Source organism: Bacillus cereus, from assembly GCF_002564555.1.
Classification (GTDB): domain Bacteria; phylum Bacillota; class Bacilli; order Bacillales; family Bacillaceae_G; genus Bacillus_A; species Bacillus_A cereus_K.
Genome location: NZ_NUVD01000008.1, coordinates 88,061 through 106,532, shown reverse-complemented (window position 1 = coordinate 106,532; position 18,472 = coordinate 88,061). Strand labels below are relative to the sequence as shown.

Genomic DNA, 18,472 nt, shown 5'->3' with positions numbered 1-18,472 from the left:
AAGAAAATGAAGAAAATTTTAGCATTTGCATTATCAGCGATTGTAGGGATTTCAGCATTAAGCGGCTGCTCAAGTGGAGACACGGGTGCAGGGGCGAAAGAGAAAGTAGTTCGCGTCGGCGTAACAGGAACGGATGGAGACGCTTGGGAAATTTTAAAGAAGAAAGCTGAAAAAGAAGGAATTAAAATTAAACTGGTTGAGTTCTCTGATTACACAACGCCAAATAAAGCGTTAGCTGATGGAGATATTGAATTAAACTCATTTCAGCACATTGCTTTCTTAGAGCAATTTAAGAAGGAGCATAAGTTAGATATTACAGCTGTTGGTACAACACAAATTGCACCAATGGGCTTATACTCTGAAAAATATAAGAAAGCAAATGAAATTCCAGATGGTTCAGAAATTGCTATTCCCAACGATCCAACGAACCAAGCGCGTGCATTAAAACTACTTGATGCAGCTGGATTATTAAAGCTTAAGAAAGATTTTGGTCTATTTGGAGATCCAAGTGGTATCGCTGAAAATCCGAAGAAGTTAAAAATTACACCGGTTATCGCACAACAAACACCTCGTGTGTTAAAAGATGTAGCAGCTTCAGTTATTAATAACGGTGTTGCTGGTCAAGCTGGATTAGATCCAGCGAAGGATCCGATTTTCTTAGAAGATCCAAAAAATGAAAATGCGAAGCCTTATATTAATATTTTCGCAGCTCGTACGAAAGATAAAGATGATCCAACACTGAAAAAGGTAATTGAATTGTATCATTCAAAAGAAGTAACAGATGCAATTAAGAAAGAAACAAATGATGGTTCAATTTCAGTAGATCTTTCACTTGAGGAGCTTGAAAAAATTGTAAAGTAATGATTGGGTGTAACGGACTAGCAGTAGGAACCCCTCCGCTGTTAGCTCATTCAACATATAATCTACTTAACAAACAAACCCTAATTCTTTATCTTCTAATTTTGTATAACGTAGAATCCAATGTTTGTTAAGTAGAGTGATGGACCAGGAGTTTTCTTGGTCTTTTTTTATTGCTGAAAGCAGCTAGCGAATAGTAAGGTAATCCAAATTATAATGGGATAAGAAAGTAAGCTGAAAATGAGTGTAATTACGAATTGCTTTGTATGAATTAATTGTTTTTTGGATGAAAAAAAGAAAAAAGAATAGATAACAATGAAAACTGAGGATATTACGCCAGGATTATAGAATCGATAAATCAAAAACAAAATAATATGTTGCACAGCGTTAAAGAAAATGGCTCCTTGTATAAAAATAATCCAGTATATAGAAGACAAGAAGTTTAGTTGATATAGAAAGACGATAAGTACGACGAAGATTGTTAATATGGAAATGGCAATGAAAAATTGTTGGCTAGTTATAAGGTGAATTGAAAATTGATTAGCAAGATATTGTGGCATTTGGAAAGCTTCTTCAAGGTTATGAATGAAAAATAATAAAGGAATAATCCAGAGCATAATAGTGGAATGTTTTTTCACCAACTTACATCACTCCAATAAAGGTATAGAAAGCCTAAAAAGGCCCTCTATACAGAGATGCTTATTCAATTATGATACTTTTTAAATTATCTTTGTGCTGCGTTTGTTCTTTCGGATAAGCAGCTAGCTCCTCTTGCAAAATATTTAGTATTTGCTTAGCTGATTGCTGGATCGGGTTAGGTAGTTCTTCTAGTATATGCATACCTACTTTTATTTTTGTACGAATTACCTTTCTTAGCATTTCATCATGCATGCACCACACCTCCAAACCGAATGTTTAGTACATCTTCTTCAAATTTTGCTCCTTGAATAGAAAGGTGTGTTAATGTTTTTGGTAATGTAATGTTCCGTTTAACAGAACCAGCGCGAATGATCAGCTCATCCCCTTTTTGATTTAACGCAAGTTCATTTTTGTTTGAAAAGGGGATGGATAGTACGAAAATATATTCATCGCCATCTTTTTTTACATATTGTGTGCGACCGTTAAATTTCACTTCAGTAGGACAAGGATCAGTTTTAAATAAAGCATTCCCTACACGCTCTAACATGGGCAAACCAACAACTTCTTGTTCAAACATTGGAGCTTCGTAAATAGGAAGTGGATTAAAACTATCTTGGATTAATGTTTTATATTTCTTTTGCGTATCTTTCCATGCTTGAAAATAAGGGTCGGTGACGGTGTTAGGAATGACTCGGTTAATCATAATAGCATCTACGTTATAATCGTATAAATTTAAATAGGTAAAGCTACGCTGAGCTTCTTTAATGACCATTTTTTCAGGATTTACAACGATGCGGATACTTGTTATTTCTCGGTTTGATAAAATGTCTCTCATTTCTCCGAGCTGTTCAAGTGTATTTGTTAATTCGTCCATAATATCATCGGTTGGGAGAGGGACACCAAGAAGTGGTTGAGCTACAGGACGAACGACTTTTAAAACTTTTCTTTTAATAGGAAATAATTTTTCCATCCACCAGCCGAGCATGTCTGGAAAACTTAGCATTGCTAAAGTTTCGCCTGTTGGCGCACAATCAATGATGATGACGTCATAGGTGTTTTGTTTATAATAATCGAGCACGCGAAGTAAGCTAATTAAATCTTCCATACCAGGGAACATCGTTAATTCTTCTGTTGTAATATCATCGGCTGCTTTGGAAGTGAATAGCAAGGTGATGTATTTCTGTAACTTTCCCCATCCCTTTTCCATTTCATAAATGGTATTAATTTCTTGTGCCCATAAATTTTCACGGATTTCTAGTGGCTCAGAAGAAAGTTTTATACCAAATGAATCTCCTAAACTATGAGCAGGATCTGTACTCATTACTAAAGTTTTTAATCCTTGTTTTGCGCTTTGAAGTGCTGTTGCTGCTGAAATGCTAGTTTTTCCTACGCCACCTTTACCTGTATACAAAATAATTCTCATCATTATATCCCCTTTGTTTCGAGTGTCGAATATTACGAGTGACGAAATAATTTTTTGAATAAAAAACCCTAATAGGGTTTTATTCAATCGGAATGTTTTTCATTTTAGGTGTAGAAACCTTTTCTTCTGTTTTTTGCTGTGACGCAGCAATGTGATTCATGATTTTTTGGAATATTTGTAGTAAGAATGCCTTTTCTTCTTCTGATAATGCTTCTGTCACTAAGCTAAAGTAATGGGCCGCATTTTGTTTTACTTCTTGAATGAGCATTACGCCGTTTTCTGTTAACCGAATTAATACAATACGTCGGTCGTTTTCATCACGGTAGCGTTCAATATATCCCTTTTTTACAAGGCGATTTACAACGCCTGTCGTTGTACTCATCGGTATATCAAGAAGGTCAGCAATTTTGGTCATTGTAATATCTGTATTTCGCTCCATCCAAAGTAAACAAAATACTTCTGTCTTAGAAAGCGTTAAATCCAGGCTTACCCATTCCTCAGGATAAAAAAGTTTCTTGGCGTTATCTAGCAGTAAGTCTAAAAAATGTTCATATTGCAACAATTATTTCCACTCCCGTATATTTCGAGGTTCGTAATATTTGTTTTTATTTTATGTGGAATTGAAATAAATGTCAATGATTTTGATTGTTTTTTCTGATTAGAGAGAAAATTATCTTTGAAGTAGAATTTTTTTGTGATAGATTAATAAATAGAAAAAGATAATTTACATAAAAATCCATCATAGTAAATATATTTATCTATAATGGGTGTACAGCTAACGAGGGGGAGAACGATGAGAAGACGAAATACGCAAGCGTTCACGTTTTTAGCATGGACTTCATTTGTTTGTGCGCTTTCAGGTATGCTAATTGGGATTTATACGTTAGATGAAACGCTTAGTGTAAAAGGGTACTATTTAATTGGAACATTATTTTTAACGATGTCTTGTTTTGTATTACAAAAAACAATTCGTGATAACGAAGAAGATAACGAGAGATTTCCAAAAAATGAACCGCTAGATAAAGACTAAATTGTAAAGAAAGGCGTTTGCCTTTCTTTTTTTATGTAAAAATGCTGTAAGTGCCGTGTGTTGACTTGCTTGAAGTACTGAAAATTTGGTATCATCAATAGTATTGTAGATTGAACGATATATTATGGAGGTGGCCTAGCCGTGTCAAGAATTTCCGTTGAGAATGTAAAGCACGTTGCGCATTTAGCACGTCTTGCAATTACTGATCAAGAAGCAGAAAAATTTCAAAAACAACTAGATGCAATCGTTACTTTTGCAGAACAGTTAAATGAATTAGATACAACTGATGTAAAACCAACAACTCATGTATTAACTATGAAAAACGTTATGCGTGAAGATGTGCCAGAAAAAGGTTTACCAGTAGAAGAAGTATTAAAAAATGCACCGGATCACAAAGATAATCAAATCCGTGTTCCAGCAGTATTAGAATAGAGGAGGGGAATTTCGATGTCATTATTTGATCATTCTGTATCAGAGTTACATAAGAAGTTAAACAACAAAGAAATTTCCGTTACGGATTTAGTAGAAGAATCTTACAAACGTATTGCGGATGTTGAAGATAACGTAAAAGCTTTTCTTACATTAGATGAAGAAAACGCACGCGCGAAAGCGAAAGAATTAGACGCTAAGATTGGTGCTGAAGATAATGGTTTACTATTCGGTATGCCAATCGGTGTAAAAGATAACATTGTAACTAACGGTCTTCGTACAACTTGTGCGAGCAAAATGTTAGCAAACTTTGATCCAATTTATGATGCGACAGTTGTGCAAAAGCTAAAAGCTGCTGACACAGTTACAATCGGTAAATTAAATATGGACGAGTTCGCAATGGGTTCTTCAAATGAAAACTCAGGTTTCTACGCTACGAAAAATCCATGGAACTTAGATTATGTTCCAGGCGGATCTAGTGGTGGTTCTGCGGCAGCTGTAGCAGCAGGAGAAGTATTATTCTCTCTAGGTTCTGATACGGGTGGTTCTATCCGTCAACCAGCTGCATATTGCGGTGTTGTAGGTTTAAAACCAACTTACGGACGCGTATCTCGTTACGGATTAGTAGCATTCGCATCTTCACTTGACCAAATCGGACCGATTACACGTACAGTAGAAGACAATGCATACTTATTACAAGCTATTTCAGGTATTGACCGTATGGATGCAACTTCTGCAAATGTTGAAGTTGGAAACTATTTAGCAGGCTTAACAGGCGACGTTAAAGGTTTACGCATTGCTGTACCGAAAGAATACTTAGGAGAAGGTGTTGGCGAAGAAGCTCGTGAGTCAGTACTAGCTGCTTTAAAAGTATTAGAAGGTATGGGCGCAACTTGGGAGGAAGTATCTCTTCCACACTCTAAATACGCTCTAGCAACGTATTACTTATTATCTTCTTCAGAAGCATCTGCTAACCTTTCACGCTTCGATGGCGTACGTTACGGTGTTCGTTCTGATAATGTAAATAATTTATTAGATCTATACAAAAACACACGTAGCGAAGGTTTCGGTGATGAAGTAAAACGTCGTATTATGCTTGGTACATTTGCTCTTAGCTCTGGTTACTATGATGCATACTACAAAAAAGCACAACAAGTACGTACATTAATTAAGAATGACTTTGAAAATGTATTTGCTAACTATGATGTTATTATTGGACCAACAACGCCAACACCGGCATTTAAAGTAGGCGAAAAAGTGGACGATCCAATGACAATGTATGCAAATGACATTTTAACAATCCCAGTAAACTTAGCGGGTGTTCCAGCGATTTCTGTTCCATGTGGATTCGGTGCTAACAACATGCCACTTGGTCTACAAATCATTGGTAAACACTTCGATGAAGCGACAATTTACCGCGTTGCACATGCGTTTGAGCAAGCAACAGACTATCATACAAAAAAAGCAAGTCTGTAAGGAGGCGAGCATAGATGAATTTAGAAACAATTATTGGTTTAGAGGTTCACGTTGAGTTAAAAACAAATTCGAAAATTTTCTCTGCGAGTCCAACAGAATTCGGAGCAGAGCCAAATACACAAACAAGTGTAATTGACTTAGGATACCCAGGGGTACTTCCTACTTTAAATAAAGAGGCAGTTAACTTTGCAATGAAAGCTGCAATGGCATTAAACTGTGAAATCGCAACGGAAACGAAGTTCGACCGTAAAAACTATTTCTACCCAGATAATCCGAAAGCTTACCAAATTTCTCAATTCGATAAACCAATTGGTGAAAATGGCTGGATTGAAATCGAAGTAGACGGTAAAAAGAAACGTATCGGTATTACACGTCTTCATTTAGAAGAAGATGCTGGTAAATCAACGCATACAGCTGATGGTTCATTAGTAGACTACAACCGTCAAGGTATGCCTTTAATCGAAATCGTATCTGAGCCAGATATGCGTACGCCAGAAGAAGCATACGCATACTTAGAGAAGTTAAAATCAATCATTCAATACACTGGCGTATCTGATTGTAAGATGGAAGAAGGTTCTCTACGTTGTGATGCGAACATTTCCCTTCGCCCGGTTGGACAAGAGAAGTTCGGTACAAAAGCGGAACTGAAAAACTTAAACTCATTCACTTACGTACAAAAAGGTCTTGAGCATGAGCAAGTGCGCCAGGAGAAAGAATTATTATCTGGTGGTATCATCCAACAAGAAACACGTCGTTACGATGAAGCAACGAAGAAAACAATCTTAATGCGTGTAAAAGAAGGATCTGACGATTACCGTTACTTCCCAGAACCAGACTTAGTTGAACTTTATATCGATGATGAGTGGAAAGAAGCTGTTCGTGCTACTATTCCAGAACTTCCAGATGCACGTAAAGCTCGCTACGTTGCAGAAATTGGCTTACCAGCTTATGATGCACACGTATTAACATTAACGAAAGAGATGTCAGATTTCTTCGAAGCAACAGTTGCAGACGGTGCTGATGCGAAATTAACATCGAACTGGTTAATGGGTGAAGTACTTGCATACTTAAACAAACAACAAAAAGAATTAAAAGACGTTGCATTAACGCCTGCTGGTTTATCTAAAATGGTTCAATTAATTGAAAAAGGTACAATTTCTTCTAAAATCGCGAAGAAAGTATTTAATGAATTAATTGAAAAAGGTGGAGACCCAGAAGAAATCGTTAAGGCGAAAGGTCTTGTTCAAATTTCTGACGAAGGTACACTTCGTAAGGTTGTAACAGAAATTCTTGATAATAATGAGCAATCTATCGAAGACTTTAAAAACGGTAAAGACCGTGCAATTGGCTTCTTAGTTGGTCAAATTATGAAAGCTACAAAAGGACAAGCAAATCCACCGCTTGTTAACAAAATCTTACTTGAAGAGATTAATAAGCGATAATAATAGTAGTAACTTTTAAAGATTAAACAGAAAAACACCCGTATATGGGTGTTTTTCTAGGTTAATCAAACGTTTGTTTAAATGAAAAAAATCGTTTAAACAAACGTTTGATTAACTGTCAAAAGTGGAAAAATATTTGTATAGCAACTATGGTATGATAGTTGCAAAAAGGTGGGAATAATGATAAATCTAGACATAGAGGTTTTTTTTCATCTCATGAAATAATAGATAATTATTATTCGTTATATGTAAATTTTTGTAAAATAAAACAAAACCATTGAAATGAATATTTACTTTTGATGGACTACACGAATCGGGTTCTTACTGCCTGTTTGAGCGGGATAAAAGAAGGATAGGAAGATGAGAGGAGGTAGGCATAGGAATACTGAATAGAGTTTCGGTATGTTCTTTTTCAATGAATAAAGAAATTTCCTATGCTAATAAATGATGAAGCGAGCAAGAATTATTTATAATCCTACTTCTGGGCGTGAGCTATTTAAGAAGAGCTTACCGGAAGTATTGCAAAAATTAGAACAAGCTGGATATGAAGCATCTTGTCATGCGACAACTGGTCCTGGAGACGCAACTGTGGCGGCGAGGCAAGCTGCGGATCGCAAGTTTGATGTTGTTATTGCGGCTGGTGGTGACGGTACGCTAAATGAAGTAGTAAATGGTTTAGTGGGACATGAACATCGCCCGAAATTTGGAATTATTCCAGTTGGAACGACAAATGACTTTGCACGTGCAATCGGTGTTCCGCGTGCTATTGAAGAGGCAGCGGATATTATTTGTGAAGGGAAAACAGTTCCTTTAGATCTTGGGAGAGCAAATGATACATATTTCATTAATATTGCTGGTGGCGGACGTATTACAGAATTAACATATGAAGTACCAAGTAAGTTAAAGACAGTATTAGGCCAACTTGCTTATTATTTAAAAGGTATCGAAATGTTACCGTCCTTACATCCAACATACGTTGAAATTGAGTATGATGGGAAATTACTCCAAGAAGAAATTACGATGTTTTTAATTACGAATACTCGTTCAGTCGGTGGATTTGAAAAGGTAGCACCATATGCATCGATTAACGATGGATTATTTGATTTATTAGTACTGAAAAAAGGTTCTATTGCTGACTTAATTAAAGCAGCAACGCAAGCGCAACGTGGTGAACATATTAACAATCCAAAAGTGCTATACACACAAGCGAACCGAATTAAAGTGCATTCACCAGATAAACTAATGATTAATTTAGATGGCGAATATGGTGGAGATGCACCGATGGAATTCGAAAATATATATCATTGTCTTGAACTATTTGTTCCTGAACAGCAAGAGGATGCCCTGTAAAGGCATCCTTTTTCTTTGTGTAGAGGAATTGTAAATTGGAAGTTAGTTTGATTTTTATGGTATTTTTACAATTCGTTTATTTTACATCCATATTTTATTGATACACTGGAGGAGATAAGAAACGAGAGGTAGGATGCTATGGAGAAGGTAAAAGCAATACTATTTGATAAAGATGGGACATTAATGGATTTTCATTCAATTTGGATAAAAGTAGCTGAAGAACTTGTAGCGGAATGTGTAAAATTATATCAACTCCCAGAGTCAATGCAGCAGGCCTTATTAAAAGAAATTGGTGTGGACGGGTTATTTGTTCATCCGCGTAGCGCAATAGCGGCTGGAACAAGCTTTGATGTAGCAAAGGGGCTTTGTAAGTATATTACGTCATGTAAGGAAGAGGAGATGCATGAGTGGGTAAGTGAAAAGTTATTTTCCCTTATGTACGAGCACCGTTCCCATATGAGAATGACGGCAGATTTACCGAAAATTTTACAAAGTTTAAAGGATAGAGGGTTTATTTTAGGTGTTGTTACAGCTGATGATTTCGCACCGACAGAATTATTTTTAAAACAATATCAATTAGAGTCTTTTTTTGATTATGTTGTAGCTTCAGATACATTTCCAGCACAAAAGCCGGATAAAAGAATTATAGAATCTTTTTGTGAAAAGTTTCGTTTAGAGTCGTGTGAAGTGGCAGTCGTTGGAGATACGCCAACTGATTTACATTTAGCTAAAAACGGTGGCGATTGCTATGCAATTGGGGTGCTATCTGGTACGGGAGACCGTCAAACTTTAGAACCACTTGCGGATTTAGTAGTACAATCTGTTGGTGAGTTTATTTCTCTTTCTGGTGAGTTTGTTTGGGAGTAAGGAAAGTCTAATGTGTAAGAAAAATAAGTCTATAAAGACNNGTCTTTATAGACTTATTTTTTATGTCGAAATCCAAAGAATATAGGATGAATGCTAGAAAGAGAAGTTGGCATGCATTTTGCAATAGAAAGAGAAAACAATGTAAAGAAAAGGATGGGGTACGCAATGAACACAAAAAAATTTGCTAAAGTAAATGAACAAATTCCAGGACCGAAAGCAGCAGCTTTATTAGAACGCCGCCAAAATATAGTGCCAAAAGGAGTAAGTAACGGCATCCCAACGTTTGTACAGTCTGCAAATGGAGCTCTTGTAACAGATGTTGATGGTAATCAGTACATTGATTTCGCAGGGGCAATAGGGACAATTAACGTAGGACATTGTCACCCAGCTGTTAAAGAAGCACTTCATAAACAAGTAGATCAATATATTCACACTGGCTTTAATGTCATGATGTATGAGCCGTATATTGAATTAGCAGAAAAGCTTGCTGCATTAGCACCAGGGAGTTTTGATAAGCAAGTACTATTTTTAAACAGTGGTGCAGAAGCAGTTGAAAATGCTGTGAAAATTGCTCGCAAATATACGAAAAGACCTGGTATTATTGCATTTTCAAAAGGTTTCCACGGGCGTACATTAATGACAATGACGATGACAAGTAAAGTAAAACCATATAAATTTGGATTTGGTCCATTTGCTCCAGAAGTATATAAAGCGCCATTCCCATATGAATATCGTCGTCCAGAAGGCTTAACGGAAGAGCAGTATGATGATTTTATCATTGAAGAGTTCAAGAATTTCTTCATATCAGAAGTAGCACCAGAAACAATTGCAGCTGTTGTAATGGAACCTGTTCAAGGAGAAGGCGGATTTATCATTCCAAGTAAGAAATTTGTTCAAGAAGTACGAAGCATTTGCTCAGAACACGGTATTTTGTTTGTAGCGGATGAAATTCAAACGGGCTTTAGCCGTACAGGAAAATACTTTGCAATTGAGCATTATGATGTCGTTCCAGATTTAATTACGGTATCTAAATCATTAGGTGCTGGTGTACCGATAAGTGGTGTCATTGGGCGTAAAGAAATTATGAACGAGTCTGCGCCTGGAGAGCTTGGCGGAACATATGCAGGAAGTCCACTAGGGTGTGCGGCTGCATTAGCTGTACTTGATGTAATAGAAAAAGAGAAATTAAATGATAGAGCGATAGAATTAGGGAAAGTCGTAATGGACCGATTCGAAGAGATGAAAAATAAATATAATTGCATCGGTGATGTGCGTGGGTTAGGAGCAATGTGTGCATTCGAGCTCGTTCAGGATCGTAAGACGAAAGCACCTGACAAAACATTAACAGCTAATTTATGTGCAGAAGCAAATAAGCGCGGGTTGCTTTTATTATCAGCAGGAACATATGGAAATGTTATTCGTGTGTTAATGCCATTAGTTATTACAGATGAGCAACTTGAAGAAGGATTAACGATTATTGAAGAATCATTACAAGCTTGTTATGAGCAAGCGAATATCGCTCGTGTTTAAAAGCTGAATAATAAATCGCAAACATTCTAGCTGACTCTATATAAAATCCAGAAAATTCGATTTATAATAAAGGTAGTGAAGTGAATCGAAGGATTTGAAGTCAGGGGTGGCTAGGATGGTTGCAGAAAAGGAACGAGTGTTAATGGATTTACAAGATGTATTTGAATATGCGTTTGACGAGATTTTTGTTACTGATGAGAAGGGGATCGTTGTACGTGTAAATAGTACATGTGAAAGACACTATCAACTAGCTGCTAAAGAGTTAGTAGGTAAGCATGTGAAAGAATTGCAAAAGGATGGGATCTTTTATCCATCAGCGACAGTAGAAGTGATTGAAAAAAAGAAACCAATTGAACTCGTTCAAACGACAAAATCAGGAGAGTATTTACACGTTCGTACAAGGCCTGTTTTCGATGACGAGGGCAATTTAAGAAGAGTGATTAGTTATTCTCGAGATCTTACTGAACTCTATCAATTACGCCAAAAGGTAGAGGAAATGGATAATCAGTTAAAAACATATAAAAAAGAATTAAGAGAAACGTATGAGCATGAAGGACTTATTTTTAAAAGCATTGCTATGCAAAAAATAGTCGAAACAATCAAAAAAGTATCGGTGGTAGATAGTACTGTTCTCGTTTTAGGTGAAACTGGGGTGGGAAAAAGCCGTTTGGTACGTCATTTACATGAAGTGAGTCACCGGAAGAATGAAAGTTTCTATGAAATTAATTGTGCAGCATTGCCAACAAATTTAATTGAATCGGAGCTTTTCGGATATTCAGGTGGATCTTTTACAGGTGCAAATCGTGAAGGGAAGAAGGGTCTATTAGAATCAGCGCATAAAGGAACCCTTTTTTTAGATGAAATCGGTGAAATGCCGCTTGAAATTCAAGCGAAGCTTCTGCAAGTGTTGCAAGAAAAAACGTTTCGCCCTATAGGCGGAAGAGAATTAAAGAAGGTGGACGTTAGAATTGTAGCGGCAACAAATAGAGATTTAAGTGCGATGGTGAAACAAGGAACATTTAGGAAGGATTTATACTATCGTTTGAATGTCATTCCCATTTCAATTCCGCCACTTCGGGAAAGAACAGAAGACATTTTGCCACTCATTTATCATTATTTGCAGCACTTTAATGAAAAATATGGGCGGAATGTTAAATTAGCACCTAGCACATTGCAAATGTTTGTTGGGTACCCTTGGGAAGGAAATAATAGGGAGATTGAAAATGTAATTGAACGAATTGTTATAACTGCTGACGATATCGTTACGATAGAAGATTTACCAATAGCGATGCAGGAATCAACAGTTGAACAGTCAGGTCAAAGTCTCTATAAAATGTTGGAAGAAGTGGAACGCAACATTATTTTAAAAGCGTATAAAACACATGGATCAAGCTATAAAGTCGCAGAATTCTTGAAAATAAGCCAGTCTGCAGCTACTAGGAAAATTAAACGTTTTATAGAGGAGGATTATGTTGGAGGAGAAGAAGGAACTTAAAAAGGTGCTATCACGTTTTGATGTTCTTTTCCTTGCGATAGGTGCAATGCTTGGATGGGGTTGGGTTGTACTCTCAGGGGATTGGGTTACATCTGCTGGTTCTTTAGGAGCAGTTATTGCTTTTATTATAGGTGGTTTGCTCGTTATTTTTGTTGGATTAACATATGCGGAGCTTGCTTCTGCTATGCCGGAAACAGGCGGCGGTTTGTTATATGTAAATAAGGCCTATGGTAAAAGGATTTCCTTTATTGCATCATGGGCAATGGTGCTTGGATATGTATCGGTTGTTACTTTTGAAGCAGTTGCGTTACCAACAGTAGTCGATTATATATTACCAGACTATCAGAGCATTTATTTGTGGACGATAGGGGGCTGGGATGTATACTTGACGTGGGCGATGATTGGAATGGGTGGGGCACTCATTATTACAATCATTAACTATTTTGGTGTGAAAACAGCTGCTGTATTTCAAAGCATATTTACAGTGTTTATTGTAGCGACAGGTATTATGCTTGTGTTTGGTTCTGCGTTTAATGGGGATACAAAAAACTTAGAGCCGCTATTTATAAATGGTGCGGGCGGTGTTATGGCTGTTCTGATCATGGTGCCATTTTTATTTGTTGGATTTGATGTTATTCCTCAAGTCGCAGAAGAGGTAAATCTTCCGTTTAAAGAAATCGGAAAACTTTTAATATTCTCTGTCGTTTGCGCGGTCATATTCTATCTACTTATTACGGTAGGGGTTTCGATGGCATTGGATCAAAACGCACTCTTGAATACAAAATTGGCAACTGCTGATGCGATGGGGGCAGTTTTTGGATCAAAAATATTTGCGAATGTTTTAATCTTTGGTGGATTAGCTGGAATTATTACAAGTTGGAATGCCTTTATCATTGGTGGTAGCCGTGTACTATATGCGATGGCGAAAAATGAAATGATTCCAGCTTGGTTTGGAAAAGTACACTCGAAATATAAAACACCTACGAATGCGATTATGTTCCTGGGGATACTATCATTTTTTGCTCCGTTACTTGGAAGACCAGCACTTGTATGGATTGTAAATGCAGGTGGACTTGGGATTGTTGTTTCGTACTTACTAGTTAGTTTATCCTTTTTAAAGTTACGCAAAACAGAACCTAATATGGCTAGGCCGTTTCGAGTGAAGAATGGAAAAGTAATAGGAAGTATTGCCGTAGTATTAAGTATCGGTTTTATTTTACTATATATGCCTGGTATGCCAGCAGCATTAGTTTGGCCTTATGAATGGCTTATGGTATTAGGATGGACGTTATTAGGTGGATATTTCTTTATGAGAATGCTATTTAATAAGTATAAGAGAGATTCTAAAGAGAACGATGATATAGAGGAGGAAGAGAACATTGGATAAAAAAGCGACTTTCGTAAATGTGGAGAAAAAGGCAATGTATATAAATGGTGAGTGGATTACACTACAGGAACAAATTGAAGTAAATAATCCAGCGACGAAGGAAATATTTGCAACTGTACCAAAGGGCGGAGTAACAGAGGCAAAGCAAGCTGTTGATGCTGCACATGAGGCATTTAAAACATGGTCAAAATTAACAGCAGCAGATCGTGCAGTGAAGTTAAAACGATGGTTTACGCTTATTGATGAAAATAAAGAAGAGATTGCGGCAATCATGACGAAAGAACAAGGAAAGCCATTTGCAGAAGCACTTGGTGAAGTGAATTATGCAAATAGCTTCGTTGAATGGTATGCAGAAGAAGGAAAGCGCGTATATGGTGAAATGATTCCTGCTTCTCACCCGAATAAACGTATTTTAGTTATGAAGCAACCAGTTGGCGTTATGGCAGCTATTACACCTTGGAACTTCCCAGCTGCAATGATTACGAGAAAGGTAGCTCCAGCGCTTGCAGCAGGTTGTACGGCAGTTGTAAAACCTGCAAGTCAAACACCGTTAACAGCATTGAAGTTAGTTGAATTAGCACATGAAGCAGACATTCCAAAAGGTGTAATAAATATTGTAACAGGTAGTGCAAAAGCAATTGCTGATACGTGGATGGAAGATGACCGCGTTCGAAAAGTATCCTTTACAGGATCAACGGAAATTGGGAAAGAATTAATGGCTAGCGCTGCACAAACGATGAAAAAAGTTTCATTAGAATTAGGTGGTCACGCTCCATTTATCGTAATGAATGATGCAGATTTAGATAAGGCGGTAGAAGCGGTAATTGGTTCGAAATTCCGTAATGCAGGGCAAACGTGTATATGTACAAACCGCGTATTCGTTCAAGAAGAGGTATACGAAGTATTTGTAGAGAAGTTCCAAAAGGCAGTAGGACAACTGAAAGTCGGAGACGGATTCGGTGACGGAACTACTGTAGGACCACTTATCGATGAGAATGCAGTTTCAAAAGTACAAGAACATATTGAAGATGCAGTTCAAAAAGGTGGAGAACTCTTATATGGAGGCCAACAGGTTACAGAGCTAGATGGACATTTCATTCAACCAACTGTAATTGGGTTGGCGAATGATACGATGCTTTGTATGACTGAAGAAACATTTGGACCAGTTGCACCAGTTGCGAAATTTAAAACAGTTGAAGAAGTAATTGAGCGAGCAAATAATACACCATACGGCTTGGCAGCATATATTTTCACAAAAGATATTAGTCAAGCATTCCAAATTAGCGAAGCGCTAGAGTACGGTATTATCGGTTTAAATGACGGACTTCCGTCAGTTGCACAAGCACCATTTGGTGGCTTTAAAGAGAGTGGTATCGGTCGTGAAGGTGGCCATTTCGGTATCGAGGAATATTTAGAAATTAAATATATTTCGTTAGGACTATAAGTAGTATACTAGAATCTCTATAAGGTAACAGAGAAGGAGATTCTAGTATGGTATATTGGCTCTTATTACTCGTAACAATTATTTTTGAAGTAGCTGGAACGATTGCGATGAAATTATCGAACGGCTTAACAAAGCTCGTTCCAAGTGTACTTATCTTCGTGTGCTATGGTATTTGTTTTAGCGTCTTTGCTATCGTTGTGAAAAAGATTAACTTAAGCATTGCTTATGCAATTTGGTCTGGCGTTGGAACATTACTTATTACAATTATTAGTGTGTACTTTTTTAAAGAACACATTAGTTTATTCCAAGTATTTTGTATTCTCTTTATCGTTTTAGGAGTAATCGGACTGAAAGTGTCATCAGCATCATAAAAGGCTATCTTCCAGCGTGGAAGATAGCCTTTTATTTTTATTAAAACGCCCAGTTACCTTTACGGAAGATAGGTTCATGTCTGCCATCAGCAGTAATACCGTCGATATCAAGTTCAGCTGAACCAATCATGAAGTCTTCGTGAGTAATACTAGCGTTTGCACCATTTTCAGCAAGTTCTTCTTTAGACATTGTTTTACCGCCATCTAAGTTAAATGCATAAGCATTTCCGATTGCAAGGTGGCAAGATGCATTTTCGTCAAATAGTGTATTGTAGAATAAAATGTTTGTGTTTGAAATTGGTGAGTCATGAGGTACTAAAGCAACTTCTCCTAAGAAGTGAGAACCTTCATCTGTTTCTACTAAATGTTTTAAAGCTTCTTCACCAGCTTCAGCTTTGTAGTCTACGATACGTCCGTTTTCAAATGTTAACGTGAAGTTATCGATAATGTTACCTGCAAATGCTAACGGTTTTGTGCTAGATACTTGGCCGTTTACACCTGTTTTAAGAGGCATTGTAAATACTTCTTCAGTTGGAATGTTAGCCATAAATGGTACGTTCTTTTCATTTAAGCTACCAGCACCAGCCCATACATGTTTCTCTGGAAGTTCAATCGTTAAATCTGTTCCAGGACCTGTATAGTGAAGAGCTTTATAATGTTTTTCATTTAAGTAATCCACTTTTGTATGTAGCGTCTCATCATGTTCTTTCCATGCTTCTACAGGATTTTCTAAATCAGCACGAGTAGCTTTGAAGATAGCGTCCCATAGTTTTGCTTCTTGTTCTTCTGGCGCTACGTCAGGGAATACTTTCGCAGCCCATTCTTTCGTAGGAACAGAAATGACACACCAGCTTACTTTATCTGCTTGTACATAATCACGGTATACTTTCATCGCTTCTCCAGCTACTTTATGAGCTGTTGCGATACGCGTTGGTTCTACACCTTTTAATAAATCAGGATTTTCTGCATAAATAGACATAAATGCAGCGCCTTCTTTTGCTAATTCTTCACGAGCATGTGCTTTCCAAGAAGGGAATTCAGAGAAAGCTTCTTCAGGAGCTAGATCGAACTTTAAGCGTGTTAACGTCTCGTCATTCCAATCCACATATACGTGTTTTGCACCAGATTTATATGCTTTTTCTGTAACGAGGCGTACGAATTGTACAGCTTCAAGAGGTGCGCTAATTGATAAAGTTTGTCCAGGTTGAATATTAACACCAACATTAACTGCAAGGGCAGCATATTTCTCTAACGTTTGTTCAAATGACATATGTATAATCTCCTTTAATTTAAAAGATTTCTTACTATATATAATACAAGAAAATTCAAAAAATATATATAAATATAGCGTAAAAAGAGAGCCCAAAATATATTGAGCTCTCTTAGTTATTTAATCGAAGAAGCAAATTGCTCTACAGTCGTTGTATGGTGTATACGAACACGTTTCATTTGTAACAACTCATCCGGTTCACCTTTCGTAATGAATTGTCCAGGCTTCGTTGTCGTTGCAAATTGATAGTATTTCTTCGTTTCTGCGACAACCTTATCATCTACATGACCGAATGGATAAGCAATTGCGATAACAGGCTTACCCGTTATTTTTTCTAACTTTTCTTTCGAGCCTTTTAATTCTTCTTCATAGTTTGTAATTTTCGGTAAGTCTGCATGTGTTGCTGTGTGAGACTGCACGGAGAAAATACCGGAATCAACCATTTCTTTTATTTCAGATGTAGAAAGAGCGCCTTCTACATCAACGTTATCAACAATCATATATTCCATTGCTGTTGGTTTAAAAGTATCATCTTTTAGATTTTGTAAAACACGAAATGCATTCATATTATTTTTCATACCATCATCGAATGTAACGAAAATAGGTTTATTCACTTTATTTATATCGCCCCAGTGTTCAAACGTTAACAATGTATAACCGTTGTCTTTTAAATATTTCATTTGCGCTTCAAAGTTAGCAGGTGATACGAATAAGTCTTTAATGCCTTGTCCGTGATAATCGTCAATTGCATGATACATAAGAACAGGGACTTTTTGCTCGAAGGTAATAGTAGCTTTTGTGAGCGGGAGCGTTTTCCCATCTCCTTTTATTCCTGTTGCTTCAATTTGGAACTCACCACGTTTTCCTTCAAATTCTTTTATATCAAAAGGAAGTGTAAATTGTTTCTCCTTTTCTTTAGAAGAAAAAGATTTAGCACTTTCCTTTCCATCAGCTGTACGCCAAATTGTATATTGTACTTCGGTTAAAGAATCTTTTATATCTGTTATATGAATAATTGTGTTTGTAGATTCGTATGTAATTGGATTATAAGAAATCTTCCCTTGTTCTTGCACAGTCTCTTCTTGTTTCTTAACTTCTTGAACCTGTTTCTCTTTTTTAGGTTCTTGACTTACATTGCTAGTGTTACACCCTGCTAGAATGGCAGACGTACATAAAGCAATGGCTGCGTATTTTCTCATAAAATCACCTTCTATTGTGTAGTATGTTACATATTTGCATCAAAATCCCCACCGCTATAAGAGTGGTGGGGATATACCCTTGATCATCATATCATTTGAAGAAAATGAGGGGAATATGATTTTTAGGGGAGCCATTAGGGGGATAGATTAGTGACTTTGAATCGGTGTGTTCTTTCGTTTTTTATTAGAATTGATAATAATATAACCGACTACAAAAATAAGAGGAATAATGAAGACATAGATAGGCATTCCCCATACATAA

18 protein-coding genes are annotated in these 18,472 nt (G+C 36.9%); 12 read left to right on the top strand and 6 right to left on the bottom strand.

The annotated features are described in order from the left end of the window. Positions 1–6: 6 nt before the first annotated feature. Positions 7–861, top strand: a complete 855-nt coding sequence (locus COI75_RS03845; RefSeq protein ID WP_000721584.1) for a MetQ/NlpA family ABC transporter substrate-binding protein — start codon at positions 7–9, stop codon at positions 859–861. Between the two features lie 167 nt (positions 862–1,028). Here COI75_RS03845 and COI75_RS03840 read toward each other — a convergent pair whose 3' ends face one another. The 4 genes from COI75_RS03840 to COI75_RS03825 all read right to left on the bottom strand — a co-directional run bounded on the left by COI75_RS03840 (position 1,029) and on the right by COI75_RS03825 (position 3,482). Further along, entirely contained in the window at positions 1,029–1,499 is a 471-nt protein-coding gene (locus COI75_RS03840) for an HXXEE domain-containing protein (protein ID WP_002095937.1), read from the bottom strand. A gap of 58 nt (positions 1,500–1,557) precedes the next feature. After that, positions 1,558–1,749 carry a DUF3926 domain-containing protein gene (locus tag COI75_RS03835; RefSeq protein WP_000543632.1) on the bottom strand — a complete coding sequence of 64 codons (192 nt, stop codon included), beginning with the start codon at positions 1,747–1,749 and terminating at the stop codon, positions 1,558–1,560. Then, positions 1,742–2,923, bottom strand: a complete 1,182-nt coding sequence (locus COI75_RS03830) for an ArsA family ATPase (protein ID WP_002095936.1) — start codon at positions 2,921–2,923, stop codon at positions 1,742–1,744. Before COI75_RS03830 ends, COI75_RS03835 begins: the two co-directional genes overlap by 8 nt. 76 nt (positions 2,924–2,999) lie before the next feature. Beyond that, positions 3,000–3,482, bottom strand: a complete 483-nt coding sequence (locus tag COI75_RS03825) for a MarR family winged helix-turn-helix transcriptional regulator (RefSeq protein WP_000942474.1) — start codon at positions 3,480–3,482, stop codon at positions 3,000–3,002. A 231-nt stretch (positions 3,483–3,713) separates the two neighbouring features. Between COI75_RS03825 and COI75_RS03820 the strand changes: the two genes are divergently transcribed. The 11 genes from COI75_RS03820 (at position 3,714) to COI75_RS03770 (ending at position 15,741) form a co-directional block, all read left to right on the top strand. After that, entirely contained in the window at positions 3,714–3,950 is a 237-nt protein-coding gene (locus tag COI75_RS03820) for a YiaA/YiaB family inner membrane protein (protein ID WP_001254392.1), read from the top strand. Positions 3,951–4,091: 141 nt separating this feature from the next. Next, positions 4,092–4,382 (top strand): Asp-tRNA(Asn)/Glu-tRNA(Gln) amidotransferase subunit GatC, encoded by a 291-nt coding sequence (gene gatC, locus COI75_RS03815; RefSeq protein ID WP_000086999.1) that lies wholly within the window; start codon positions 4,092–4,094, stop codon positions 4,380–4,382. A gap of 15 nt (positions 4,383–4,397) precedes the next feature. Continuing rightward, positions 4,398–5,855, top strand: coding sequence for an Asp-tRNA(Asn)/Glu-tRNA(Gln) amidotransferase subunit GatA (gatA, locus tag COI75_RS03810; RefSeq protein WP_000051449.1), 1,458 nt, complete (start codon positions 4,398–4,400; stop codon positions 5,853–5,855). Positions 5,856–5,869: 14 nt separating this feature from the next. After that, the gene (gene gatB, locus COI75_RS03805) at positions 5,870–7,297 is read left to right on the top strand and encodes an Asp-tRNA(Asn)/Glu-tRNA(Gln) amidotransferase subunit GatB (RefSeq protein ID WP_001047686.1); all 1,428 of its coding nucleotides are present in this window, start codon (positions 5,870–5,872) and stop codon (positions 7,295–7,297) included. 444 nt (positions 7,298–7,741) lie between these two features. Next, entirely contained in the window at positions 7,742–8,647 is a 906-nt protein-coding gene (locus tag COI75_RS03800; RefSeq protein WP_000977669.1) for a diacylglycerol kinase, read from the top strand. Positions 8,648–8,785: 138 nt separating this feature from the next. Continuing rightward, a complete protein-coding gene (locus COI75_RS03795; protein ID WP_000416674.1) occupies positions 8,786–9,514 on the top strand; it encodes an HAD family hydrolase in 729 nt (242 codons plus the stop codon). A gap of 165 nt (positions 9,515–9,679) precedes the next feature. Then, a complete protein-coding gene (gene gabT / locus COI75_RS03790; protein WP_033658041.1) occupies positions 9,680–11,044 on the top strand; it encodes a 4-aminobutyrate--2-oxoglutarate transaminase in 1,365 nt (454 codons plus the stop codon). Between the two features lie 115 nt (positions 11,045–11,159). Beyond that, positions 11,160–12,539, top strand: a complete 1,380-nt coding sequence (locus tag COI75_RS03785; protein WP_000225166.1) for a sigma-54 interaction domain-containing protein — start codon at positions 11,160–11,162, stop codon at positions 12,537–12,539. Next, complete coding sequence (locus tag COI75_RS03780; protein WP_002095935.1) at positions 12,514–13,926, top strand: APC family permease; 1,413 nt, start codon at positions 12,514–12,516, stop codon at positions 13,924–13,926. Before COI75_RS03785 ends, COI75_RS03780 begins: the two co-directional genes overlap by 26 nt. Continuing rightward, complete coding sequence (gene gabD / locus COI75_RS03775; protein ID WP_000358116.1) at positions 13,919–15,370, top strand: NADP-dependent succinate-semialdehyde dehydrogenase; 1,452 nt, start codon at positions 13,919–13,921, stop codon at positions 15,368–15,370. Before COI75_RS03780 ends, gabD begins: the two co-directional genes overlap by 8 nt. A 47-nt stretch (positions 15,371–15,417) precedes the next feature. Continuing rightward, complete coding sequence (locus COI75_RS03770; RefSeq protein WP_000263256.1) at positions 15,418–15,741, top strand: DMT family transporter; 324 nt, start codon at positions 15,418–15,420, stop codon at positions 15,739–15,741. A gap of 40 nt (positions 15,742–15,781) precedes the next feature. On the opposite strand, the gene COI75_RS03765 is transcribed toward COI75_RS03770, so the two are convergent. Together COI75_RS03765 and COI75_RS03760 are read right to left on the bottom strand one after the other, a co-directional pair. Further along, positions 15,782–17,011 carry an aminopeptidase gene (locus COI75_RS03765; RefSeq protein ID WP_000007376.1) on the bottom strand — a complete coding sequence of 410 codons (1,230 nt, stop codon included), beginning with the start codon at positions 17,009–17,011 and terminating at the stop codon, positions 15,782–15,784. Positions 17,012–17,127: 116 nt separating this feature from the next. Then, positions 17,128–18,210 carry a polysaccharide deacetylase family protein gene (locus COI75_RS03760; protein WP_098448239.1) on the bottom strand — a complete coding sequence of 361 codons (1,083 nt, stop codon included), beginning with the start codon at positions 18,208–18,210 and terminating at the stop codon, positions 17,128–17,130. Positions 18,211–18,472: the final 262 nt, after the last annotated feature.